Origin of the sequence: Alkalihalobacillus trypoxylicola, assembly GCF_001590785.1 — a bacterium.
In the GTDB taxonomy this organism is placed as follows: Bacteria; Bacillota; Bacilli; order Bacillales; family Bacillaceae_D; genus Alkalihalobacillus; species Alkalihalobacillus trypoxylicola.
In genome coordinates, this window is the sequence record NZ_LTAO01000018.1 from 41,103 (window position 1) to 41,429 (window position 327).

General features: G+C 44.5%; 1 protein-coding gene. It reads right to left on the reverse strand.

Translation table 11 applies throughout. The features are described 5' to 3' along the window. Positions 1–116: 116 nt before the first annotated feature. A partial coding sequence (locus AZF04_RS12120) for a hypothetical protein (RefSeq protein WP_153017254.1) occupies positions 117–327 on the reverse strand: 211 nt, incomplete at its 5' end.

The window sequence follows — 327 nt, forward strand, 5'->3', positions numbered from 1 at the left end:
ATTGTGTAAAGGTTTCCTCCATATCAGCTGTAACTCCTGCTACACCTGTCGTCACACCAGATGGCATCTCAAGCTTATCAATCGCTTCATTAACCTCCGTAGTCGCTTTCGTTATATCATCGTCTAAGATGGTGGCCGAAACAGAGGCATAATTGTGTAAAGGTTTCCTCCATATCAGCTGTAACTCCTGCTACACCTGTCGTCACACCAGATGGCATCTCAAGCTTATCAATCGCTTCATTAACCTCCGYAGTCGCTTTCGTTATATCATCGTCTAAGATGGTGGCCGAAACAGAGGCATAATATTCACCCTGACTACGTGATAAA